The following is a 22,878-nucleotide window of genomic DNA, read 5'->3' as shown; positions in this document are numbered from 1 at the left end:
CGCGGCCACGGGGCGGGCCGCATAGCCCGTTCGTAGGAAGGTGGCCCAGACAAAACGGTTCGCCGTACGGCGGGGTCGTAGCGTCCGGGCCATGGCCGCCTCTTCCGCGTCCCCCGCCTCCCCGTCGTCCGTGGCGCCCGGGGCCCCTTCCCGCGTGACACCGGGAGCCGCGCCGCCCGGCGGGCCGAGGGTGCCGCCGCAGGCGGGCGGCCCCGCGACGGCCCCGGCCCCGGACGGCGCCGGGGTCACCGCCCGCCCCCGCCTCGCCGAGCTGCGGCTCTCCGCGTTCGCCGGGCACCGCGGATCACGGCTCCCGCTCGGGGAGTTCACGCTCCTGGCGGGGCCCAGCGGAGGCGGCAAGACGACGGCGCTGCGGGCCTACGAGGCCCTGGCCCGGCTCGCGGCCGGCAGCGAACTGGGCGAGGTGTTCCCGGACCCCGTCTCCCTCGTGCCGGACCGGGCCCGCCCCGACGCCCAACGGCGGCGCGGCTTCCGCATCGGCTGCACGTCCGTGGGGCCCGCCGGACCGGTCCGCCTCGACCTCGCCGTACAGGCCGAACCCGAGTTGCGCGTCGTGGGGGAGCGGCTGACCGCGCGGGGTGTCGTGCTGTTCCAGACCGCGCTGCGCGATCCCGGGCGGCGGGCTGTGCAGGCCGCCTGGCACACCGCCGGGCAGGCGCCGGTGACCCGCGCGCCGCTGCCCGACGACCGGCTCGGCACGGCGCTGCTGCCGCTGCGGGTGGCGGGCAAGACGGACGGGCAGCGCCATGTGCTGGCCGCCGCCGAGCAGACCGTGGTCGCGCTGAGGTCGGTCTTCGCCTGCGACCCTCACCCCGGCGGGATGCGCGCCCCGGTCCCGATCGGCGCCGGGCGGCTGCTCGGCGACTGCGGCAACCTCGCGGACGTGCTGTGGCGCACCCGAGCGGAGTGCGGGCGCCGGCACGCGCAGTTCGTGGACGCGGCCCGCGTCGGCTGCACCGGCCCGGTGGCGGACGTACGCGCCGAGCCCGGCCCGGGCGGCACGGTGCGCGGCCTGCTGGACCGCGGCGACGGCACGGTCACCGAGTTCGTCCGGCTGGGCGACGGCGAACTGCGCTATCTCGCCCTTGCCTTGGTGCTGCTGACCGGCGCGGGCGTGCTGGAGGTGGAGGACCCGGTCGGCGAGGTGCCCGACGCGCTGCGCACGCTGACCGTCCTCGCCGACGGCTTCGACCGCGGGCTCGACGTCCGTCAGCGCCGTGAACTGGCGCGGCTCGCCGTGCGGATGGGGGAGGGCGGGCACATCCGGTGCGTCGGGGCGGTGAGCGACGCGGGATGGGCGGCCGGGGCAGAAGGCGTCACGGTGGTACACCTGGAGCCGTGAGCGAACCCCTCGACGTCCGCGGACTCCAGCGCAGGCTGGCCGAGTTCGCGGCGGCCCGCGACTGGCAGCCGTACCACACGCCCAAGAACCTCGTCTCCGCGCTGAGCGTGGAGGCGTCCGAACTGGTCGAGATCTTCCAGTGGTTGACACCGGAGGAGTCGGCCCGGGTGATGGACGACCCCGGCACGGCGGACCGGGTCCGGGACGAGGTGGCCGACGTGCTCGCCTATCTCCTGCAGCTGTGCGAGGTGCTCGGCATCGACCCGCTGGCCGAACTCTCCGCGAAGATCGACCGGAACGAGCGGAGGTTTCCGCGACCGGAGGAGTGACAGCGTCCGCTTTCACTCTGGGTAGTTGTTCAACCGTCCGAAACCGATTTGTTGTCCACAGATTTCCGTCTTCCTCTGGCTTTTCGCACCACATGCCTTCACTCTGGGTAGTGGACAAGGGAGTTCGGGCGGAGACGTGCGAGGAGTACGTCGGGGACGGACGGGGGCGGCACATGGACGCGGTGCGGCTCATCCTGACGAGCAGGCAGGCGCTCGCAGCGAGCAGTGAGATGTCCGGGACGCTGACGGAGGTGTGGCAGGCACAGGCACTGGCCCAGGCGATAGGCAGTCGGCTGGCGGTCTCCGGACCGCCCGAACTGCGCGGCGAGGCTTTGGGATTGACGGAACTGGCGGGGCGGGGATGCGGGGTGCTGGACGCACCCGACCTCGACACCGGCGCCCTGCGGGCCGCCCAGCTCACCGAGCTGGACGACGCCCGCGAGGCCCTGCTCGCCCTCGGCGGCCTCCTCGGCGAGGTCGGCATCGCCCTCGTGGGCGTGGCCAGCGGAGCCTCCGACGAGGCGAGGTACTGGCAGTGCATGGAGGCCATCGACGCGGCCGACGAGTCCCGCGACCGCGTCCTGGAGATGCTGCGCAAACTGGCGGCGCGGGAGGAGGCGTTGCCGGAGCGGTGAGAGGCCGCCGGCGGGTCCGGCGGGGGCGGGCGGGCCGACGAGACTCCGGCTCCGAGCTCGGCCCGCGCCTCTGGCGTCCGTCAGCCGGCCTCGGGCTCCTCGACGGGGATGCGGCCGGCCGTCGCCGACGACTGGAGGTCCGCGTCGAGTGCGGACAGGTCCGCGTTGAGCGCCGCCATGAGTTCCTCCATCTGCTGCAGCAGACCCTTCGGCCGGGCGGTGCCTCCGCCCTGCTGCGGCACGGTCTCTTCGGACATGACGGCCTCCTCGGCCCCCGGCCCCCGGGAGGCCGGCACGGGTGACGCCCCGGCAGCCACCGCCGGCGCGGGTGCCGGGCGGTCCGGCTCCGCACCGGCCAACGATCACCGCCGAACCGGGTCACTGGCCCGGGCAGCCCCCGTGCGCGGGGTTGACGAATTTCACCCGACCGGGGCGGCAGGAACCGGGACCCGACCGGGGCGGCGGGAACCGGGACCGGCGGTCCCCGGCGCGCAGGTCGGTGCCCGTGGCCCCCCCCGGGGTCGCGCGCCCGCCACGCCGCACCCCCTCCCGGACGCCAAGGCTCCGGGGGCCGTGTGCAGGATGGAGGTATGGATCTTCGCATCTTCACCGAGCCCCAGCAGGGGGCCACCTACGACACCCTGCTCACCGTGGCCAAGGCCACCGAGGACCTGGGCTTCGACGCATTCTTCCGCTCTGATCACTATCTCAAGATGGGTAACGTCGACGGCCTCCCCGGCCCCACCGACGCCTGGATCACCCTCGCCGGTCTCGCCCGGGAGACCAAGCGGATCCGCCTCGGCACCCTGATGACCGCCGGCACCTTCCGCCTCCCCGGCGTCCTCGCCATCCAGGTCGCGCAGGTCGACCAGATGTCCGGCGGCCGGGTCGAGCTGGGCCTGGGCGCGGGCTGGTTCGAGGAGGAGCACACGGCGTACGGCATCCCCTTCCCGAAGGAGAAGTTCGGCCGCCTGGAGGAGCAGCTGGAGATCGTCACCGGTCTGTGGCAGACCAAGGTCGGCAACACCTTCGACTTCCACGGCAGGTTCTACGACCTCACCGACTCGCCCGCGCTGCCCAAGCCCGCCCAGGAGAAGATCCCGGTCCTCATCGGCGGCCACGGCGCCACCCGCACCCCGCGGCTCGCCGCCCGCTACGCCGACGAGTTCAACATCCCCTTCGCCTCGATCGAGGACAGCGAGCGGCAGTTCGGCCGGGTGCGCGCCGCCGCCGAGGAGGCCGGGCGCCGCGCCGACGACCTCGTCTACTCCAACGCCCTTGTCGTCTGCGTCGGCCGCGACGACGCCGAGGTCGCCCGCCGCGCCGCCGCCATCGGCCGCGAGGTGGAAGAACTGAAGGCCAACGGGCTGGCCGGTTCCCCGGCCGAGGTCGTCGACAAGATCGGCAAGTACGCGGAGATCGGCTCGCAGCGGATCTATCTCCAGGTCCTGGACCTGGACGACCTGGACCACCTGGAGCTGATCTCCGCCGAGGTCCAGTCCCAGCTCGCCTAGACCGGGCCGCGGCGCCGGCGGGAGACCCGCCCCGGCGACACACCCCCCGGCGACAGACCCACCCGGCGGGACACCCGCCCCGGCTGTGACAGCCGTGCCCGGAACTATGGCCTCCGTCACAGCCGGGGCGGCCGGTGCCCTGATGGGCTGACGGGATGCACCGAGCCGCCGCCCGCCTCCGAGCCGCCGCCCGCCCCTCGGCCGGAGCCACCGGCTTCACCCAAGCCACCGGCTTCACGCGAGCCACCGCGCCCGCCCGAGCCATCGCTACCACCCGAGCCGTGGCCGCCGCCCGAGCCGTGGTCCCCGCCCGAGCCGTGGTCCCCGCCCGAGCCGTGGCCCCCGCCCGAGCCCTATCCACCGCCCCCGCCCGATGCCTCGCCCCCGCCCTCACCCGAGCCGCGGCCCCCGCCCCAGCCCGAGCCACCACCCCCGCCCGAGCCGCCGCCCTGGCCCTGGCCGCCGTGCTGAGCCTCGTCCTCACCGCCTGTGGGCACGGCTCCGCCCCCTCCGCGGCCGGGCCCCGTCCGATCTCTTCCGACGACCCCCGCTTCCAGCCCCTCGACGCCTACGACCTCACCGACGAGGAGGCCGACACCATCGGCCGGGCCCGCTGGACCCTCGCCAAGGACTGCATGGCCGGCCTCGGGTTCGGCACGCTGCGGGAGCTGGACGTCGACCCGGTCCCGGACTGGCCGCGCCGCCCGGCCCAGTCGGGCGTGTTCGCGGCCGTCATGGTCTCCTCCACCGACGCCCGGTACGGCGTCACCGACCCCGCTGAGGCCGCCCGGTACGGCTATCGCGCACCGGCCGTCGCCTACGAGCGCCGCCACCCGCAGCGCACCTGGACGCTGGAGGAGTACCTCGCCCTCGCCGGCCCCGAACTGCCCGACGATCCGAAGAGCGTGCACGGCCACCGCATCCCCGAGCGCGGCTGCCTGGGCCAGGCGCAGCGCAGGATCTACGGCGAGGACCCGTGGGGCCGGAAGGACCCCGTCTGGACGCTGGGGTCGGAGAGCCTACAGCAGGCCCGCCGCGACCCGGCCTGGAAACGGGCCGAACAGGCCTGGTCGGCGTGCATGCGCGCGGCTGGCTTCGACTACGCCACCCCCGCCGAGGCGCAGGAGGGCCGCGACCGACTTCAGGACGCGATGGCGCACGCCTCCGGGCCGCTCGACCTCGGCCGGCCGACCCCCCTGGACAAGCGCGTGGCCACCGCCGACGCCCGCTGCAAGCACAGCAGCGGCTACCTCCGTACCGCCCACGCCCTGGACGTCCGCATCCAGAACACCCTGGTGGCACGGCACCGCGACGAACTCCGCGACCAGCGCCGCTATAACGAGCAGGCCGTCCGCACCGCCCGCGCCGTCCTCGACCAGCACGACTGACCCGGCCCGTCCGGGAAAACCGGTGGTCACGGGCGCGGCCAGGCCCGAGACTCGGACGCATGTTCCTGACCATCGGCACCACCGGCACCCCGGAGCGCCCCGCCACCGACCTCGGTTTCCTGCTGCACAAGCACCCGGACAAGGCGCAGGCGTTCTCCACCTCCTACGGCACCGCGCACGTCCTGTACCCCGAGGCGGACGAGCAGCGCTGCACGGCGGCGCTGCTGCTGGAGGTGGACGCGGTGGCGCTGGTGCGGCGCGGGAAGGGCAAGGGACGCGGCGGCGCACCCGACGCGGCGCTCGCGCAGTACGTCAACGACCGGCCGTACGCGGCCTCGTCGCTGCTCGCCGTGGCGCTGAGCGGCGTCTTCAGCAGCGCGATGCGCGGCGTGTGCCGGGCCCGGCCGGAACTGCCGGAGCAGGCCCGCCCGCTGCGCGTCGAGGTGCCCGCACTCCCGGCTCGCGGCGGCCCCGAGCTCGTCACGCGGCTGTTCGAGCCGCTCGGCTGGACGGTGACCGCGGAGCGCGTGCCGCTGGACACCGCGTTCCCGGAGTGGGGCGACTCGCGGTACGTCCGTCTCGTCCTGGAGGCGGAGGCGCTGACCCTCGCCGAGGCGCTGCGCCACCTGTACGTGCTGCTGCCGGTCCTCGACGACGCCAAGCACTACTGGGTCGCGCCCGACGAGGTCGACAAGCTGCTGCGGGCCGGCGAGGGCTGGCTGCCCGGCCACCCGGAGCAGAAGCTGATCACCTCCCGCTACCTCTCCCGCCGCTGGTCGCTGACCCGGCAGGCGATGGAGCGGCTGGAGCTGGTCCGGCTCGCCGAGGCCGACGACAGCGAGGTCGAGGAGATCGACAACGCGGTCGAGGCGGAGACCGAGGACGAGGAGAAGCCGACCCCGCTCGCCGTGCAGCGCCGCGAGGCGATCCTCGCCGAGCTGCGCGCGGCCGGCGCCGCCCGGGTGCTCGACCTGGGCTGCGGGCAGGGCCAGCTGGTGCAGGCGCTGCTGAAGGACCCGGCGTACACCGAGATCGTCGGCGTGGACGTGTCGATGCGAGCCCTCACCATCGCCTCGCGGCGGCTGAAGCTGGACCGCATGGGCGAGCGGCAGGCCTCCCGCGTGCAACTCGTACAGGGCTCGCTCGCCTACACCGACCGCCGGCTCAAGGGGTACGACGCCGCTGTGCTCAGCGAGGTGATCGAGCACCTCGACCTGCCGCGGCTGCCCGCCCTGGAGTACGCGGTGTTCGGCGCGGCCCGCCCCCGCACGGTCCTCGTGACCACGCCGAACGTCGAGTACAACGTGCGCTGGGAGACCCTGCCGGCCGGGCACGTCCGGCACGGCGACCACCGCTTCGAGTGGACCCGCGAGGAGTTCCGCGCCTGGGCCGCCGCCGTCGCCGCACGGCACGGCTACGACGTGGAGTTCCGCCCCGTCGGCCCGGACGACCCCGAGGTGGGCCCGCCCACCCAGATGGCCGTGTTCACGATGAGCACCGGCACCGACACCGAGAAGGAGGCGAAGGCGGCATGACCGAGAGCACCGCACAGGGCCGCGTCCTGCCCGTCACCGACCTCTCCCTGGTCGTCCTCGTCGGCGCCTCCGGCTCGGGCAAGTCCACCTTCGCCCGCCGCCACTTCAAGCCCACCGAGGTCCTCTCCTCCGACTTCTGCCGAGGCCTGGTCAGCGACGACGAGAACGACCAGAGCGCCACCCGCGACGCCTTCGACGTCCTGCACCACATCGCCGGCAAGCGGCTCGCCGCAGGGCGCCGGACCGTCGTCGACGCCACCAGCGTCCAGTCCGAGGCGCGCAAGCAGCTGATCGACCTGGCCCGGCAGTACGACGTGCTGCCCATCGCCATCGTGCTGGACGTGCCGGAGGAGGTGTGCGCCGAGCGCAACGCCGTCCGCACCGACCGGGCCGACATGCCCCGCCGGGTCATCCAGCGGCACATCCGCGAACTGCGCCGCTCCCTGCGCCACCTGGAGCGCGAGGGCTTCCGCAAGGTGCACGTGCTGCGGGGCGTCGAGGAGATCGAGAACGCCACGATCCGCACCGAGAAGCGGTTCAACGACCTCACCCACCTCACCGGCCCGTTCGACATCATCGGCGACATCCACGGCTGCTCCGCCGAACTGGAGGCGCTGCTCGGCAAGCTGGGCTACGTCGACGGCGTCCACCCCGAGGGCCGGACCGCCGTGTTCGTCGGCGACCTGGTCGACCGCGGCCCGGACAGCCCGGGCGTGCTGCGCCGCGTGATGGCCATGGTGAAGTCGGGCAACGCGCTGTGCGTGCCCGGCAACCACGAGAACAAGTTCGGCCGCCACCTCAGGGGCCGCAAGGTCCAGCACACCCACGGCCTCGCCGAGACGATCGCGCAGATGGAGGGCGAGAGCGAGGAGTTCCTGCGCGAGGTGCGGGAGTTCATCGACGGGCTCGTCAGCCACTACGTCCTCGACGGCGGCAAGCTGGTCGTCTGCCACGCCGGCCTGCCGGAGAAGTACCACGGCCGCACCTCCGGCCGGGTCCGCTCGCACGCCCTGTACGGCGAGACCACCGGCGAGACCGACGAGTTCGGGCTGCCGGTGCGCTACCCGTGGGCGGAGGACTACCGCGGCCGGGCCGCCGTAGTCTACGGCCACACCCCCGTCCCCGAGGCGACCTGGCTGAACAACACCATCTGCCTGGACACCGGCGCGGTCTTCGGCGGCAAGCTGACCGCGCTGCGCTGGCCGGAGCGGCAGCTGGTCGACGTACCGGCCGAGCGGGTGTGGTACGAGCCGGTCAAGCCGCTGCGCTCGGAGGCGCCCGGCGGGCACGACGGGCGTCCGCTGGACCTGGCGGACGTGCACGGCCGCCGCGTGGTGGAGACCCGGCACGCCGGCCGGGTCGCGGTCCGCGAGGAGAACGCGGCGGCGGCGCTGGAGGTCATGAGCCGGTTCGCGATCGACCCGCGGCTGCTGCCGTACCTGCCGCCGACCATGGCGCCGACCGCGACCAGCCACGTCGACAGCTACCTGGAGCACCCGGCGGAGGCCTTCGCGAGCTACGCGCAGGACGGCGTCGAGCGGGTCGTGTGCGAGGAGAAGCACATGGGCTCGCGGGCCGTGGCGCTGGTGTGCCGCGACGCGGAGACGGCACGGAAGCGGTTCGGCGCTGGGGGCACCTCCCGCTCGAGCGCAGCCGGGAGTGGGGGAGGGCCCACCGGGTCCCTGTACACCCGTACCGGCCGCCCCTTCTTCGACGACCAGGCGGTCACCGAGGAGATCCTCGGCCGGCTGCGGTCGGCGGTCGGCGAGGCCGGCCTGTGGGAGGCGCTCGACACGGACTGGCTGCTGCTCGACGCGGAGCTGATGCCGTGGTCGCTGAAGGCGTCCGGGCTGCTGCGTTCGCAGTACGCCGCCGTCGGCGCCGCCTCCGGGGCGGTGCTGCCCGCCGCGCTTACCGCGCTGGAGGGCGCCGCGGCGAGGGGCGTGGACGTGACCGGTCTGCTGGACCGCCAGCGGGAGCGGGCCGCGGACGCGGCGGCGTTCACCGCGGCGTACCGGCGCTACTGCTGGACGACCGAGGGACTGGACGGGGTCCGGCTGGCCCCCTTCCAGATCCTGGCCGTACAGGGCCGCAGCCTCGCCGGGCTGCCGCACGACGAGCAGCTCGCCCTGCTGGACCGGCTGGTGGAGCACGACCCCACCGGGCTGCTGCAGACCACCCGCCGCCTCTACGTCGACACCGGCGACCCGGAGTCGGTGCGGGCGGGCGTCGACTGGTGGCTGGAGATGACCGGCCGCGGCGGCGAGGGCATGGTCGTCAAGCCGCTCGGCGCGCTGGTGCGCAGCCCGGAGGGCCGGCTGGTGCAGCCCGGCATCAAGTGCCGGGGCCGCGAGTACCTGCGGATCATCTACGGCCCGGAGTACACGCGCCCCGACAACCTCGCCCGGCTTCGGCAGCGGTTCCTGAACCACAAGCGGTCCCTCGCGATCCGCGAGTACGCCCTCGGTCTGGAGGCCCTGGACCGGCTGGCGGAGGGCGAGCCGCTGTGGCGGGTGCACGAGGCGGTCTTCGGGGTGCTGGCCCTGGAGTCGGAGCCGGTCGACCCGCGGCTGTAGCCGGCCGGGCACCCGGGAGGAGCGTCGGCCCCTCCCGGGGGCCGGGTCCCGCGGCACCGGGGGTTGGCCGGCACGGCAGGGGGAACCCGGCGTGACACCGCGGCGCGGAGCCGGGGACGTCATCCAGGGCAGTGCCATGACAGATCGCGTCTACACGATCGGACACTCGACCCGCAGCTTCGACACCGTGCTCGGCATGCTGCGCGGGAACGGTGTCACGTGCCTCGTCGACGTCCGCTCGTTCCCCTCGTCCCGGAAGCATCCGCAGTGGAACCAGTCGGCCGTCGTCGACGCACTGCCGCCCGACATCGGGTACCGCTGGATCCGCGAACTGGGCGGCCGCCGCCACACACCCAAGGGTGTGCCGAGTCCCAACGGGGCGTGGCAGGTCAAGGCCTTCCGCGACTACGCGGACTACATGAGCACGGACACGTTCGCCCAAGGACTGGGCGAGCTGCTGGAACTGGCCGGGCACGAGTGCCCCGCGATCATGTGCAGCGAGGCGGTGCCCTGGCGGTGCCATCGAAGGCTGATCACCGACGCCCTGATCGTCTCCGGTGCGGAGGTCGTGCACATCATGTCGGAGACGTCGGCGAAACCGGCCGCCCTGAGCCCGCACGCGCGGGTCAGCGGAGGTTCCCTCTCCTATCCTCCGCCTGGCTGACGCCCGGCACCGGCGACCAGCGCGTACCGAAACCCCCGAGCGGCGGGTGAAGGGCGGGATTCGCGGTCAGGATGGAGGCATGGGATTCCACGTCGACTCCGAGGCCGGGCGGCTGCGTCAGGTGATCCTGCACCGGCCCGATCTAGAGCTCAAAAGGCTCACCCCCAGCAACAAGGACGCCCTTCTCTTCGACGACGTGCTCTGGGTGCGCCGGGCGCGCGCCGAGCACGACGGGTTCGCGGACGTGCTGCGCGACCGGGGTGTCACCGTCCACCTGTTCGGCGACCTGCTCACCGAGACGCTGGAGATCCCGGCGGCCCGGAAGCTCGTCCTGGACCACGTCTTCGACGAGAAGGAGTACGGCCCCCTCGCCACCGACCACCTGCGCGCCTGCTTCGAGACGCTGCCCGCCCGCGAGCTGGCCGAGGCGCTGGTCGGCGGCATGACCAAGCGGGAGTTCCTGGACGCGCACGCGGAGCCGGTCTCGGTCCGCTTCCACGTCATGGAACTGGACGACTTCCTGCTGCGGCCGCTGCCCAACCACCTCTTCACCCGCGACACCTCCGCCTGGATCTACGACGGCGTCGCCATCAACGCGATGCGCTGGCCCGCCCGGCAGCGCGAGACCGTGCACTTCGAGGCGATCTACCGGCACCACCCGCTGTTCCGGCAGGAGGACTTCCACCTGTGGTCGGAGGGGCAGGCCGACTACCCCTCCACCATCGAGGGCGGCGACGTCCTGGTCATCGGCAACGGCGCCGTGCTCATCGGCATGAGCGAGCGCACCACGCCCCAGGCCGTCGAGATGCTCGCGCACAAGCTGTTCGCGGCCGGGTCCGCGCAGACCATCGTGGCCCTCGACATGCCGAAGCGGCGCGCGCTGATGCACCTCGACACGGTGATGACGCAGGTCGACCACGACGTGTTCACCCAGTACGCCGGGCTCGGCATGCTCCGCTCGTACACCATCGAGCCGGGCACCGCCGACAAGGAGCTGAAGGTCACCGACCACCCGCCGGAGCACATGCACCGCGCGATCGCCGCCGCCCTCGGCCTGAGCGAGATCCGGGTGCTGACCGCGACCCAGGACGTGCACGCCGCCGAGCGCGAGCAGTGGGACGACGGCTGCAACGTGCTCGCCGTCGAGCCCGGCGTCGTCGTCGCCTACGAGCGCAACTCCACCACCAACACGCACCTGCGCAAGCAGGGCATCGAGGTGATCGAGATCCCGGGCAGCGAGCTGGGCCGGGGCCGGGGTGGGCCACGGTGCATGAGCTGCCCGGTGGAGCGCGATCCGGCGGGGTGAGCGACGCCACGGGAGGGGTCGTATAAGAATTCTGAAGCTCGTATAGAATTCCATAGGTCCGCTGTTCCCCGTCCCCACTGGAGCGCCCCATGGCGACCGTCCCGACCGTCCTCGCCGGCCGCCCCTTCCTCAAGGAGCTGGACTTCACCGCCGAGGAGTTCCGCGGCCTGATCGAGCTGGCCGCCGAGCTGAAGGCCGCCAAGAAGGCCGGGACCGAGACGCCGTACCTGCGCGGGAAGAACATCGCCCTGATCTTCGAGAAGACCTCGACGCGCACCCGCTGCGCGTTCGAGGTCGCCGCCGCCGACCAGGGCGCCCACACCACCTACCTGGACCCGTCCGGCTCGCAGATCGGGCACAAGGAGTCCGTGAAGGACACCGCACGGGTCCTCGGGCGGATGTACGACGGCATCGAGTACCGCGGCGACAGCCAGGAGAAGGTCGAGGAGCTGGCGGCGTACGCGGGCGTGCCCGTGTACAACGGCCTCACCGACGACTGGCACCCCACCCAGATGCTCGCCGACGTGCTCACCATGACCGAGCACAGCGCCAGACCCCTGACGGAGATCGCCTTCGCGTACCTCGGCGACGCCCGCTTCAACATGGGCAACTCCTACCTGGTCACGGGCGCCCTGCTCGGCATGGACGTGCGGATCGTCGCCCCGAAGTCCTACTGGCCGGCCCAGGAGATCGTCGACCGCGCCCACGAGCTGGCCGAGACCAGCGGGGCCCGTATCACCCTCACCGAGTCCCTGGCCGAGGGGGTCCTCGGCGCCGACTTCGTCGCCACCGACGTCTGGGTCTCCATGGGGGAGCCCAAGGAGGTCTGGGACGAGCGGATCGCCGCCCTCGCCCCGTACGCCGTGACGATGGACGTGCTGCGCGCCACCGGCAACCCGGACGTGAAGTTCCTGCACTGCCTGCCGGCCTTCCACGACCTCGGCACCAAGGTCGGCCGGGAGATCTTCGAGACGCACGGCCTGGACTCCCTGGAAGTCACCGACGAGGTCTTCGAGTCCGCCCACTCGGTCGTCTTCGACGAGGCCGAGAATCGGCTGCACACCATCAAGGCGGTCCTGGTCGCCACCCTCGCCTGACGCTGGGACCAGCCCTCGTCACCAGGCCTTATGCTGTCCGGCGGCCCGGAGCCACCCCTTCCGCGGCCGTCGCGCGCCCCCACCCGGGCGCACCCCGTCCCCGAGAAACGAGCACCACCCGCATGCCCCGCATCAAGTCCCCGGCCCTGCTGGTCGCCGAATCCGGCGCCGACCGTGAGGGCCACGGCCTGGCCCGCACCATGGGCCTGTTCCAGCTGATCTGCTTCGGCGTCGGCGCGATCGTCGGCACCGGCATCTTCGTCGGCCTGTCCGACTCGGTCGCCCAGGCCGGCCCGGCCGTCGTCGTCTCCTTCGTCCTCGCGGCGATCACCTGCGTGTTCACCGCCTTCTCCTTCGCGGAGCTGGGCGGCGCGATCCCGGTCTCCGGATCGTCGTACTCCTTCGCCTACGCCGGACTCGGCGAGACCACCGCCTTCCTCGTCGGCTGGTGCCTGCTGCTGGAGTACGGCATCTCCATCTCGGCCGTCGCGGTCGGCTGGAGCCAGTACGTCAACGAACTCCTGCACAGCCTCGTCGGCTGGCAGCTCCCCGCCGCCCTGTCCGCGGGGCCCGGCGACGGCGGCGTCGTCAACCTGCCCGCCGTGATCGTCATCGCCATGGGCTGCGTGCTGCTGGTGCGCGGAGTGCGCGAGAGCGCCCGCGCCACGGCCGCGATGGCCGCGGTCAAGCTCGCCATCCTGCTCGCCTTCTGCGCGATCGGCTTCAGCGCCTTCAAGGACGGCAACCTCACCCCGTTCGCCCCGGCCGGCCTCGGCGGCATCGGCGCGGGCACCACGGCCGCGTTCTTCTCCTACATCGGCTTCGACGCGATCACCACGGCCGGCGAGGAGGCGAAGAACCCCCGCCGGGACATCCCCGTCGCGATCCTCGTCTGCATGGGCATCGTCACCCTGCTGTACTGCGCGGTCGCCCTCGCCGCGACCGGCGCCATCGGCGGCGACGCGGTCGGCGGGCGCCCCGCCGCCCTGTCCTACGTGGTCAACCAGGTCACCGGGTCCTCCGTCGGCGGCGGCGTCATCGCGTTCGGCGCGGTCGTCGCCATCGCCTCCGTGGTCCTCGCCGTCATGTACGGCCAGACCCGCATCCTGATGTCGATGTCCCGCGACGGGCTCGTCCCGCGGGTCTTCGAGAAGGTCTCCCCGCGCACCGCGACGCCGGTCGCCGGCACCCTGATCGTCGCCGTCGTCTTCGCCGTCCCGGCCGCCTTCGCCTCCCTGGACGCGGTCGTGGACCTGTGCACCATCGGCACCCTCGCGATCATGGCCGTGGTCAACATCGCCGTCATCGCCCTGCGGCGCCGCGAGCCCGGCCTGCCCCGCACCTTCCGCGTGCCGCTGTACCCGGTGCTGCCGCTGCTCGGCGTCGGCTTCTGCCTGTACCTGATGTACGAGACCGGCTGGACCGCCTGGCTCCAGTTCGCGGCGTTCCTCGTGGTGGGCCTCGCCGTGTACGCGGCCTACGGGCGCCGCCACTCCCGGCTCGCCGCCGCCGCGGACGTCACACCGGACGCCGCTGAGCGGGAACCACTGGGAGTCTGAACCACACCGCCTTGCCCGAGCCGGTGGGGCGGTGACCGCAGGACTGGCTCAGGGCGCGGATCAGCAGCAGCCCGCGCCCGCCCTCCTGCCACGGGTCGGGCATCCCGCCGGCCGGCTGGGTCAGATCACCGGGCGGCTCCGGGTCCGGGTCGTGCACCTCGACCTGGCAGCCGCTCGGCAGCAGCTCCACCACCAGCTCTATCGGCGAGCTGCCCGAGGTGTGCTCCACCGCGTTCGCGACCAGCTCCGCCGTGAGCAGCTCGGCGGTGTCGCAGTCGGCCCCGTGCTCGCGCTCGGCCAGCGCGTTGCGCACCAGCGCACGGGCGACGGGCACGGCCGCGGCGGTGTGCGGCAGCGCGATGCGCCAGGAGGGGGACGAGGCGGGGCGTTCGTGCAAGGCGAGTCCGTTCATGGAGCAGGCTGTCCTGCTTTCAACCTCAGAAATGGTACGGCGCCGCCCGCGGAGCTTCCCGGCGGGCACCGTCCGGGGCCTCCGGCCCCGGCACCGAGCGGCCTACCCACCCCCGGGGCCCGCCGCGCACGACGGCCCCCGCCGTTACCGCCCTGTCGAGAACCCGGCGGATTCCGGTCACATCATGACGGCGCCCCGATCGACGTATCGCGCACTCCTGACGACAGTCACGAATCGGTGATAACTTCGAAGGGTCACCGTGGTCGAGGGAGGCCCTCCTGATGAGTCCCTTCACCGGTTCCGCCGCCCGCACCCCCCACTGGCGGCACCTGCGCGTCGAGCACGCCGACGGCGTCGCCACCGTCACCCTGGCCCGCCCCGAGAAGCTCAACGCGCTGACCTTCGAGGCCTACGCCGACCTGCGCGACCTGCTCGCCGAACTGTCCCGGGAGCGCTCCGTGCGCGCCCTGGTGCTGGCCGGCGAAGGCCGCGGCTTCTGCTCCGGCGGCGACGTCGACGAGATCATCGGCGCCACCCTGGCCATGGACACCGCCCAGCTGATGGACTTCAACCGGATGACCGGCCAGGTCGTCCGCGCCATCCGGGAATGCCCCTTCCCGGTGATCGCGGCCGTGCACGGCGTCGCCGCGGGCGCCGGCGCGGTCCTCGCCCTGGCCGCCGACTTCCGGGTGGCCGACCCCTCCGCCCGGTTCGCCTTCCTGTTCACCCGCGTCGGCCTGTCCGGCGGCGACATGGGCGCCGCCTACCTGCTGCCCCGCGTGGTCGGCCTCGGCCACGCCACCCGCCTGCTCATGCTGGGCGAGCCAGTGCGCGCACCCGAGGCCGAGCGGATCGGCCTGATCAGCGAGCTGACCGAGGAGGGCCGCGCCGACGAGGCCGCCCGGGACCTGGCCGGCCGCCTGGCCGACGGCCCGGCCCTGGCGTACGCCCAGACGAAGGCCCTGCTGACGGCGGAACTGGACATGCCGCTCGCGGCGGCCGTGGAACTCGACGCCTCGACGCAGGCCCTGCTGATGAACGGCGAGGACTACGCGGAGTTCCACGAGGCGTTCACGCAGAAACGACCCCCGAAATGGAGGGGACGGTGACTGCACGCACCCAAGGGGCACGCGTCGCGATCATCGGCGGCGGCCCCGGCGGCCTCTACGCCGCCGCCCTGCTGAAGCGCCTCGACCCGGCCCGCGAGGTGACCGTCTGGGAACGCAACGCGCCCGACGACACCTTCGGCTTCGGGGTCGTCCTCTCCGACGAGACCCTCGGCGGCATCGAGCACGCCGACCCGTCCGTCCACGAGGCCATGCAACGCCACTTCGTCCGCTGGGACGACATCGACATCGTGCACCGCGGCGTGAAGCACACCTCCGGCGGCCACGGCTTCGCGGCCCTGGGCCGCAAACGGCTGCTGGAGATCCTCCACGACCGCTGCCGCGACCTCGGCGTGGACCTCCGCTTCCGCACCGAGGCCCCGTACCCGGCCCGGCTGGCGGAGTCGTACGACCTGGTCGTCGCCGCCGACGGCGTCAACAGCACCACCCGCGAGGCCTACCCGCAGACCTTCCGGCCCCACATCACGACCCACCGCTGCCGCTACATCTGGCTCGCCGCCGACTTCGCCTTCGACGCGTTCCGCTTCGAGATCGCCGAGACCGAGCACGGCGTGATGCAGCTGCACGCCTACCCGTACGCGGCCGACGCCTCCACGGTGATCGTCGAGATGCGCGAGGAGGTCTGGCAGGCGGCCGGGTTCGACGACGTCACCCCGCAGGAGTCCATCGACCGCTGCGCCAAGATCTTCGCGGACGCGCTGGGGGGACGTCCGCTGCACTCCAACAAGTCCGCCTGGACCTCCTTCCGCACGGTCGTCAACGAGCACTGGTCGCACGGCAACGTCGTCCTGCTCGGCGACGCCGCCCACACCGCCCACTTCTCCATCGGCTCCGGCACCAAGCTCGCCGTCGAGGACGCCCTCGCGCTCGCCGCCTGCCTGGAGGAACAGCCGTCGCTCGACCGGGCCCTCGCGGCCTACGAGGAGGAGCGCCGGCCCGTCGTCGCCTCCACCCAGCGGGCCGCCCGCGCCAGCCTGGAGTGGTTCGAGAACCTGGCCTCCTACCTCGACCAGCCGCCCCGCCAGTTCGCCTTCAACCTGCTCACCCGCTCCCGCCGCGTCACCCACGACAACCTGCGCCTGCGCGATCCGCGCTTCACCGCCGCCGTGGAGCGGGAGTTCGGCTGCCCGCCCGGCACCCCGCCCATGTTCACCCCGCTCCGGCTGCGCGGCCTGACCCTGCGCAACCGTGTCGTCGTCTCGCCCATGGACATGTACTCGGCCGTCGACGGCGTCCCCGGCGACTTCCACCTCGTCCACCTCGGCGCCCGCGCCCTCGGCGGCGCCGGCCTGGTGATGACCGAGATGGTCTGCGTCAGCGCCGAGGGCCGGATCACCCCCGGCTGCACCGGCCTGTACACCGGCCGGCAGGGCGAGGCATGGAAGCGCGTCGTCGGCTTCGTGCACGCGCAGTCCCCGGGCACCGCGATCGGCGTCCAGCTCGGCCACTCCGGCCGCAAGGGCTCCACGAAGCTGATGTGGGAGGGCATGGACGAGCCGCTGCCCGACGGCAACTGGCCCCTCGTCGCCGCCTCCCCGCTGCCGTACAAGCCGGGCAGCCAGACCCCGCGCCAGCTCACCCGCGCCCAGCTGACCGACATCCGCGAGCAGTTCACGGCCGCCGCCTGGCGGGCCGCCCGCGCCGGCTTCGACCTGCTCGAACTGCACTGCGCCCACGGCTATCTGCTCTCCGGGTTCCTCTCCCCGCTGACCAACCACCGCACCGACGCCTACGGCGGCTCCCTGGAGCGACGGCTGCGCTTCCCGCTGGAGGTCTTCGACGCCGTACGCGCCGTGTGGCCCGAGGAGCGGCCCATGACGGTCCGGATCTCCGCCACCGACTGGGCCGAGGGCGGTACGACGGCCGAGGAGGCCGTGGCGATCGCCCGCGCCTTCGCCGCGCACGGCGCCGACGCCGTCGACGTGTCGACCGGGCAGGTGGTCGCCGACGAGCGGCCGGAGTTCGGGCGGTCGTACCAGACGCCGTTCGCCGACCGCATCCGCCACGAGGTGGGGGTACCGGTGATCGCGGTCGGCGCGATCTCCTCCTGGGACGACGTCAACTCGCTGATCCTGGCGGGCCGCGCCGACCTGTGCGCGCTCGCCCGGCCGCACCTGTACGACCCGCACTGGACGCTGCACGCCGCCGCCGAGCAGGGCTACGACGGCCCGGGCGCCGTCTGGCCGGCGCCGTACCGGGCGGGCAGCCGGCCCCCGCGCACCGGCCGCACGGACGCGCCCAAACCCCGGCTCACCCTGGGACGCTGAGCGAGTCCGCCCGTCACGCCGCGTAACCCCAGGCCGTGCAGACCGGCCGCAGGGGCGCCGGTATCTCGTCGTCGCCGGGCAGCGCCCGGCCCGGCTGGACCGTGCCGGTGCGGATGTTGGCGCGCCAGTCGCCGAGGCCCCTGACCAGGTCGCGGTCGTCCTTCGCGCCGTACGTGAGCATGCCGGGTTCGTAGCCGACGCCCAGGTACGCGCACAGCCGGCGCATCTCGCGCTCCGGGCCGGCGGTGATGTCCTCGTACCGCACGGTGCAGCCGTCGGGCGTGGCGCTGCGGGCCTCCTCGACGGCCTCCAGATAGCGCAGCACGTCCGCGACCGCCGTGTCGTACGGCCGCTTCACCGGGTCGCTCTCGTGCCAGGAGCGGGCGACGGACTCCGGATGGCGCAGCAGGAACACGAAGCGGGCGTCGGGCCAGCAGTCCGGGATGCGGCGGAAGGCGAAGGCGTTGCCCGGCGTCTTCTCCACGATGGAGTCCTTGCCGGAGCGCAGCAGTTCGCGGTGGAGCACCCGGTCCCACAGCAGGTGCTCCAGATCGCCGCGCTCCAGCTCCAGCCCGGCCATCGCCCGCTGCGGGAAGGAACTGCCGAAGGCGACCTGGAGCTGGCGGTTCAGGCTACGCAGGAGACTCATGCGCCCGAAGCTAGGTAAGGAAGCTGAGAGGACGGTCGGAGAACCGTGAGGGTTCGCTTACCGTTCCCCGGCCCCGGCCCCGGCCCCCGACCGTGCACCGGCCCCGGCCGACCGTTCCCCGGCCCCGATCAGTGCCCCATCCCCGCCCCGGTCACGAACCGGCCTCCGGCCCGGACACCCCGGCGAAGACCGCACCCGCGTCCCGCAGTCGCTCGTGCAAAGCGCGGAACACGGTCGCGGAGCGGACGCCCGGCCAGTCGGCGGGCAGCAGCCGGGCGGGCAGCCCCGGGTCGGCGTAGGGCAGGTGGCGCCAGGAGTCCAGGGCGAGCAGATAGTCGCGGTACGCCTCCTCCGGTGGCGTGTCCGGGCGTCGCTCCCAGGCGTGCAGCACGGGCGCGTGCCGGTCCAGGAACGCCTCGTGCTCCTTGGCGATCGCCGCCAGGTCCCACCAGCGGGCCACCGCCTCGACCGTGGCCGCGAACCCGAGGTGCTCACCCCGGAAGAAGTCGACGTACGCCTCCAGGCCCAGCCGCTTCAGGGTGTGCCGGGTCTCCTCGTACAGCCGGGCCGGCGCGATCCACACGCCCGGCGCCGCCGTGCCGAAGCCAAGACCGGCCAGCCGGGAGCGCAGCACATGCCGCTTCTGCCGCTCCGACTCCGGCACCGAGAACACCGCCAGCACCCAGCCCTCGTCCGCCGGGGGCGCGGTGGCGTAGATCCGCCGGTCGCCGTCGTCCAGCAACTGCCGCGCCTCGGGGGAGAGTTCGTAGCCCGCCGCGCCCTGCGCGGTGCGCGCCGGGAGCAGCAGGCCGCGGCGTTTGAGCCGGGAGACCGACGAGCGGACGGAGGGCGCGTCGACGCCGACCGCGGCCAGCAGCCGGATCAGCTCGGCGACCGGTACCGGGCCCGGCACGAAGCGGCCGTAGGCGCCGTAGAGCGTGACGATCAAAGACCGAGGTGCATGCTGGTCGGACACGTTGATCATCTTAGGTCGTCGGCATCGCTGCTGGTCACGTTCGGTGTCACTCGGACGCGCGGAGCCGGAACCGCTGGAGCTTGCCGGTCGCGGTGCGCGGCAGCGCGTCCATCAGGACGATCTCGCGCGGACACTTGTACGGCGCCAGCTCCGACTTCAGGAACGTCCGCAGTGCCTCGGTGTCCTGCGGCGCGCCCTCCCTCAGCACGGCGTAGGCGACGACCACCTGCCCGCGGTCCTCGTCCGGCCGCCCGACCACGGCCGCCTCGACCACATCCGGATGGCGCAGCAGCGCGTCCTCGACCTCGGGTCCGGCGATGTTGTACCCCGCCGAGATGATCATGTCGTCGGCGCGTGCCACGTACCGGAAGTAGCCGTCGGGCTCGCGGACGTAGGTGTCACCGGTGATGTTCCAGCCGTCGCGCACGTACTCCCGCTGCCGCGGGTCGGCGAGATAGCGGCAGCCGACGGGCCCGCGCACCGCGAGCAGGCCCGGTTCGCCGTCGGGCAGCTCCCGGCCGTCCTCGCCGACCACGCGCGCCTGCCAGCCGGGCACGGGCAGCCCGGTGGTGCCGGGCCGGGCCGCCTCGTCGGCGGCGGAGATGAAGATGTGCAGCAGCTCGGTGGCGCCGATGCCGTTGATGATCGCCAGGCCGGTCCGCTCCCGCCAGGCGTGCCAGGTCGCCGCGGGCAGGTTCTCGCCGGCCGAGACACAGCGCCGCAGCGACGACACGTCGTACGCGTCCAGCTCGCCGAGCATCGCGCGGTACGCGGTCGGGGCGGTGAACAGCACGGAGACGCGGTGCTCGGCGATCGCGGGCAACAACTGCCGCGGATGCGCCTGTTCGAGCAGCAGCGCACTCGCGCCGGCCCGCAGCGGGAACACCACGAGCCCGCCGAGGCCGAAGGTGAAGCCGAGCGGGGGAGAGCCGGTGAAGACGTCCTCGGACCTCGGCTTCAGCACGTGCTTGGAGAAGGTGTCGGCGATCGCGAGCACGTCCCGGTGGAAGTGCAGACACCCCTTCGGGCGGCCGGTGGTGCCCGAGGTGAACGCGATCAGCGCCACGTCGTCGGCGGCGGTGTCCACGGCCCGGTACGGCGTGTCCGGCGCCGGCCGCCGCAGCAGGTCGTCCGGCGCGTCACCGCCGTACGTCGTGATCCGCAGCCCCGGTATGTCGGCCTTCACCAGGTCGTCCACCGCGCGCACGTCGCACAGCGCGTGCTCCACGCGGGCGATCCCGCACATCGTCCTCAGCTCGTGCGGCCGCTGCTGCGCCAGCACGGTGACCGCGACCGCGCCCGCCTTCAGCACCGCCAGCCAGCAGGCCGCCAGCCACGGCGTGGTCGGGCCCCGGAGCAGCACCCGGTTCCCCGGTACGACGCCCAGCTCGCCGCCGAGCACATGGGCGAGGCGGTCCACGCGCGCGCGCAGCTCGCCGTACGTCCACACGGCCCCGTCCGGCGTACGGAAGGCGGGGCGGTCGTCCGGGGGGCCGGTCAGCAGCTCGGCGGCGCAGTTGAGCCGTTCGGGGTAGCGCAGCTCCGGCAGGTCGAAGCGGAGCTCGGGCCACTCGTCCGGCGGGGGCAGGTGGTCGCGCGCGAAGGTGTCGACGTGGGCCGAGACGTTCATGGCGGTTCGCCCCCTTGCCGGGTGGGCCGTGCCTTGTGGGCTCGACGGGGTCGGTGCGGTGAGATCGGAACCGACCTGGCACCGCACCAGCGAGCGTATCGCCTTGGTGACGACAGTCAATACAGCGCGATATCGTCGGGGGAGCGGCCATGCGGCCGCGGAGAGAGAGGACCGGCGATGCCCGCATTCTCGCTCGAACCGGCACAGACCGCCTGGTGTGCGGAGCTGCGCGCGCTGGCCGCCGACCGGCTGCGCCCGCTCGCCGAGAAGGGCGAGCCGGGCCACGTCGACCGCCCCCTCCTCGCCGAACTCGGCCGGCTGGGCCTGCTGCGGCGCGTGTTCGCCTCCGGCGCGCTCCACCTCTGCCTGATGCGCGAGTCCCTCGCCTACGCCTGCACCGAGGCCGAGACCGCCCTCGCCCTCCAGGGCCTGGGCGCCCACCCCGTCCACGCCCACGGCACCCCGGCCCAGCGCGCACGCTGGCTGCCCGCGGTGACCGACGGGACGGCGGTCCCGGCCTTCGCCCTGACCGAGCCGGACGCGGGCTCGGATGCGGGGGCGCTGCGGCTGCGGGCCGAGGAGGAGGGGGCGAGCGGGCTCGGGGCGGGGACGGTGAACAGCGCGGGGTCGTCCGCCGGGTGGGCGTCTTCCCTCACCGGTGACTCGCCGGCCCCCCTGGCCGCCGTACCCGACGGGCCGCGGCGGTGGCGGCTCACCGGCGAGAAGTGCTGGATCTCCAACGCCCCGGAAGCCGACTTCTACACCGTCTTCGCCCGCACCACCCCCGGCGCCGGCGCCCGCGGCGTCACCGCCTTCCTCGTCCCCGCCGACCGCCCCGGCCTGACCGGCGAGGCGCTGGAGATGCTCTCCCCGCACCCCATCGGCGCCCTCCGCTTCGACGCCGTGCCCGTCACCGCGGACGACGTGCTCGGCCAGGTCGACCGCGGCTTCCGGGTCGCCATGGGCACCCTCAACCTGTTCCGCCCCAGCGTCGGCGCCTTCGCCGTCGGCATGGCCCAGGCCGCCCTCGACGCCACTGTCGCCCACACCGCGCGCCGCCGCGCCTTCGGCGGCACCCTGCGCGACCTCCAGGCGGTCTCCCACCAGGTCGCCGAGATGGCGCTGCGCACGGAGGCGGCCCGCCTGATGGTCTACGCGGCGGCGACGGCGTACGACGACGGCGCACCCGGCGTCCCCGCCCGTGCCGCGATGGCCAAGCTGCTCGCCACCGAGACCGCGCAGTACGTCGTCGACGCCGCCGTCCAGCTGCACGGCGCCCGCGCGCTCCGGCGCGGCCACCTGCTGGAGCACCTCTACCGCGAGGTGCGCGCCCCGCGCGTCTACGAGGGCGCCAGCGAGGTCCAGCGCGGCATCATCGCCAAGGAGCTGTACGCCCATCTGGAGGCCGAGTGACCGCCCGACGGATCAACCCGCCCGACCTGTCCCCGCCGGCCGGCTTCTCGCACGCCGTCGTCGCCACCGGCTCCCGCGTCGTCTTCCTGGCAGGACAGACCGCGCTCGACGCCGACGGCAAGATCACGGGCCGTACGCTGCCGGAGCAGTTCGCGCGGGCCCTCGGCAACCTGCTCGCCGCCCTCACCGCGGCCGGCGGCACCCCCGCCGACCTGGCCCGCGTCACCGTCTACGCCACGGACGTCGCCGAGTACCGCGCCCACGCGCGGGAACTGGGCCGCATCTGGCGGGAGCGGGCCGGGCGCGACTACCCGGCGATGGCGGTCGTGGGCGTCGTACGCCTGTGGGACGAGCAGGCGCTGGTGGAGCTGGACGGGTTCGCCGTACTGCCGTAGGGCGAGACGGCGCCGCGCACGCCGTGGGACGCGCCCGCCCTGT

General features: G+C 73.6%; 20 protein-coding genes. 15 read left to right on the top strand and 5 right to left on the bottom strand.

The features are described 5' to 3' along the window. The first annotated feature begins 91 nt into the window (after positions 1-91). The 3 genes from IE308_RS08170 to IE308_RS08160 all read left to right on the top strand — a co-directional run bounded on the left by IE308_RS08170 (position 92) and on the right by IE308_RS08160 (position 2,327). Positions 92-1,363, top strand: coding sequence for an AAA family ATPase (locus IE308_RS08170; protein ID WP_190217182.1), 1,272 nt, complete (start codon positions 92-94; stop codon positions 1,361-1,363). After that, on the top strand, positions 1,360-1,692 hold the full coding sequence (locus tag IE308_RS08165) for a nucleotide pyrophosphohydrolase (protein ID WP_190217181.1): 333 nt from the start codon (positions 1,360-1,362) through the stop codon (positions 1,690-1,692). Before IE308_RS08170 ends, IE308_RS08165 begins: the two co-directional genes overlap by 4 nt. 173 nt (positions 1,693-1,865) lie before the next feature. Continuing rightward, positions 1,866-2,327: a DUF6099 family protein gene (locus IE308_RS08160; RefSeq protein WP_110631851.1), complete on the top strand. Its 462-nt coding sequence runs from the start codon at positions 1,866-1,868 to the stop codon at positions 2,325-2,327. 80 nt (positions 2,328-2,407) lie between these two features. Here IE308_RS08160 and IE308_RS08155 read toward each other — a convergent pair whose 3' ends face one another. Continuing rightward, positions 2,408-2,584 (bottom strand): hypothetical protein, encoded by a 177-nt coding sequence (locus tag IE308_RS08155; RefSeq protein WP_190217180.1) that lies wholly within the window; start codon positions 2,582-2,584, stop codon positions 2,408-2,410. Positions 2,585-2,917: 333 nt separating this feature from the next. On the opposite strand from IE308_RS08155, the gene IE308_RS08150 reads away from it, so the two are divergent. From IE308_RS08150 to IE308_RS08115, 8 genes are all read left to right on the top strand, one after another. Beyond that, positions 2,918-3,841, top strand: coding sequence for an LLM class F420-dependent oxidoreductase (locus IE308_RS08150; RefSeq protein ID WP_190217179.1), 924 nt, complete (start codon positions 2,918-2,920; stop codon positions 3,839-3,841). Between the two features lie 464 nt (positions 3,842-4,305). Continuing rightward, on the top strand, positions 4,306-5,229 hold the full coding sequence (locus IE308_RS37200; protein ID WP_268256466.1) for a hypothetical protein: 924 nt from the start codon (positions 4,306-4,308) through the stop codon (positions 5,227-5,229). Positions 5,230-5,288: 59 nt separating this feature from the next. Continuing rightward, positions 5,289-6,764, top strand: coding sequence for a 3' terminal RNA ribose 2'-O-methyltransferase Hen1 (locus IE308_RS08140; protein WP_190217178.1), 1,476 nt, complete (start codon positions 5,289-5,291; stop codon positions 6,762-6,764). Then, the gene (locus IE308_RS08135) at positions 6,761-9,340 is read left to right on the top strand and encodes a polynucleotide kinase-phosphatase (protein ID WP_190217177.1); all 2,580 of its coding nucleotides are present in this window, start codon (positions 6,761-6,763) and stop codon (positions 9,338-9,340) included. The genes IE308_RS08140 and IE308_RS08135 overlap by 4 nt, the downstream gene beginning before the upstream one ends. A 136-nt stretch (positions 9,341-9,476) precedes the next feature. After that, the gene (locus tag IE308_RS08130) at positions 9,477-10,004 is read left to right on the top strand and encodes a DUF488 domain-containing protein (protein WP_190217176.1); all 528 of its coding nucleotides are present in this window, start codon (positions 9,477-9,479) and stop codon (positions 10,002-10,004) included. A 79-nt stretch (positions 10,005-10,083) separates the two neighbouring features. Then, positions 10,084-11,310 carry an arginine deiminase gene (locus IE308_RS08125; protein WP_110631865.1) on the top strand — a complete coding sequence of 409 codons (1,227 nt, stop codon included), beginning with the start codon at positions 10,084-10,086 and terminating at the stop codon, positions 11,308-11,310. An 89-nt stretch (positions 11,311-11,399) separates the two neighbouring features. Continuing rightward, positions 11,400-12,407 carry an ornithine carbamoyltransferase gene (gene argF, locus IE308_RS08120; RefSeq protein WP_190217175.1) on the top strand — a complete coding sequence of 336 codons (1,008 nt, stop codon included), beginning with the start codon at positions 11,400-11,402 and terminating at the stop codon, positions 12,405-12,407. Positions 12,408-12,529: 122 nt separating this feature from the next. Further along, positions 12,530-13,966 carry an amino acid permease gene (locus IE308_RS08115; protein ID WP_110631871.1) on the top strand — a complete coding sequence of 479 codons (1,437 nt, stop codon included), beginning with the start codon at positions 12,530-12,532 and terminating at the stop codon, positions 13,964-13,966. On the opposite strand, the gene IE308_RS08110 is transcribed toward IE308_RS08115, so the two are convergent. Continuing rightward, positions 13,926-14,378, bottom strand: a complete 453-nt coding sequence (locus tag IE308_RS08110) for an ATP-binding protein (RefSeq protein WP_110631873.1) — start codon at positions 14,376-14,378, stop codon at positions 13,926-13,928. The genes IE308_RS08115 and IE308_RS08110 overlap by 41 nt on opposite strands. Positions 14,379-14,659: 281 nt before the next feature. Here IE308_RS08110 and IE308_RS08105 point away from each other — a divergent pair, with 281 nt between their 5' ends. Together IE308_RS08105 and IE308_RS08100 are read left to right on the top strand one after the other, a co-directional pair. Beyond that, entirely contained in the window at positions 14,660-15,487 is an 828-nt protein-coding gene (locus IE308_RS08105) for an enoyl-CoA hydratase family protein (RefSeq protein ID WP_190217174.1), read from the top strand. Further along, the gene (locus IE308_RS08100) at positions 15,472-17,772 is read left to right on the top strand and encodes a bifunctional salicylyl-CoA 5-hydroxylase/oxidoreductase (protein ID WP_190217173.1); all 2,301 of its coding nucleotides are present in this window, start codon (positions 15,472-15,474) and stop codon (positions 17,770-17,772) included. Before IE308_RS08105 ends, IE308_RS08100 begins: the two co-directional genes overlap by 16 nt. 13 nt (positions 17,773-17,785) lie before the next feature. Here IE308_RS08100 and IE308_RS08095 read toward each other — a convergent pair whose 3' ends face one another. From IE308_RS08095 to IE308_RS08085, 3 genes are all read right to left on the bottom strand, one after another. Then, on the bottom strand, positions 17,786-18,421 hold the full coding sequence (locus IE308_RS08095) for a sulfotransferase family protein (RefSeq protein WP_190217172.1): 636 nt from the start codon (positions 18,419-18,421) through the stop codon (positions 17,786-17,788). A 151-nt stretch (positions 18,422-18,572) separates the two neighbouring features. Next, a complete protein-coding gene (locus IE308_RS08090; protein WP_190217171.1) occupies positions 18,573-19,406 on the bottom strand; it encodes a PaaX family transcriptional regulator in 834 nt (277 codons plus the stop codon). Between the two features lie 37 nt (positions 19,407-19,443). Continuing rightward, entirely contained in the window at positions 19,444-21,027 is a 1,584-nt protein-coding gene (locus tag IE308_RS08085; RefSeq protein ID WP_190217170.1) for an AMP-binding protein, read from the bottom strand. Between the two features lie 177 nt (positions 21,028-21,204). Here IE308_RS08085 and IE308_RS08080 point away from each other — a divergent pair, with 177 nt between their 5' ends. Together IE308_RS08080 and IE308_RS08075 are read left to right on the top strand one after the other, a co-directional pair. Further along, a complete protein-coding gene (locus IE308_RS08080; protein WP_190217169.1) occupies positions 21,205-22,440 on the top strand; it encodes an acyl-CoA dehydrogenase family protein in 1,236 nt (411 codons plus the stop codon). Next, positions 22,437-22,835 carry a RidA family protein gene (locus tag IE308_RS08075; RefSeq protein ID WP_190217168.1) on the top strand — a complete coding sequence of 133 codons (399 nt, stop codon included), beginning with the start codon at positions 22,437-22,439 and terminating at the stop codon, positions 22,833-22,835. Before IE308_RS08080 ends, IE308_RS08075 begins: the two co-directional genes overlap by 4 nt. Positions 22,836-22,878: the final 43 nt, after the last annotated feature.

The organism is Streptomyces griseosporeus, assembly GCF_014656055.1.
GTDB classification, from domain to species: Bacteria; Actinomycetota; Actinomycetes; order Streptomycetales; family Streptomycetaceae; genus Streptomyces; species Streptomyces griseosporeus.
Note: the sequence above shows the minus strand (reverse complement) of the source record. Positions and strands in the feature narration are given on the sequence as shown.